Raw genomic sequence first — 755 nt, 5'->3', positions numbered from 1 at the left:
GGTATCCCGGATACCGTTCCCGCCGTGATGGCCGCATTCGAGGCCCAGCTCATCGGTCTGGCCTGCAAGACCACGGTGGCGAAGTTTTACCGCCAGGCCCAACGGTTACGTGACATCTTCCACCCAGAATCGATCACCCTGCGGCACCGGAAGGCGCTCCAGGACCGTCGAGTGTATCTGGACCCGGCGCAGGACGGGATGGCCTGGCTCGCAGCCTTCCTGCCCACCGAACAAGCTGCCGGGATTTTCCACCGCGTCGATACCGCAGCCCGTAACCTGCAGGGCCCCGACGAGGACCGGACCCTCACCCAACTCAGGGCCGATGTGCTCGTGGATGTCCTGACCAGTGCCGGACCCACCGGACACATGAGTGACGCACCCGACCCAGCTGGCCCAGCTGGCCCTGCTGGCCCTGCTGCTGCCGCTGGGACCGAACCTGGTACTGCCGCTGGGGCCGGCCCGGGTGCTGACCGGGCCGGGCCGGGAACAGCGGACCCCGAATTGCGGACGGACAGCGGATCCGGGACGAACAGCGGATCCAGTCAGCGGCGAGAGAGCAACAGCCCCAGTCAGCCGCGGGAGGCCAGCACGTATTGGGGTGTGCAGGCGAAGGTGTTCGTCACCGTCCCGGTGATGACTCTCCTCGGCGGGGACACACCGGGTGAGCTGGAAGGGTATGGTCCGATTGATCCCGAGACCGCCCGGAAGCTCGCCGGGCACGCACCATCGTTCACCAGGATCCTCACCCACCCCTT

The 755-nt window shown here is 67.2% G+C and carries 1 protein-coding gene; it reads left to right on the top strand.

All coding sequences use genetic code 11. From position 1 onward, the window contains the following. A partial coding sequence (locus K728_RS22000) for a DUF222 domain-containing protein (protein ID WP_024477096.1) occupies positions 1-755 on the top strand: 755 nt, incomplete at both ends.

It is taken from the genome of Arthrobacter sp. CAL618 (genome assembly GCF_000468215.1).
Taxonomy (GTDB): Bacteria; Actinomycetota; Actinomycetes; order Actinomycetales; family Micrococcaceae; genus Arthrobacter_D.
This window is presented reverse-complemented; position numbering and strand designations above follow the sequence as displayed.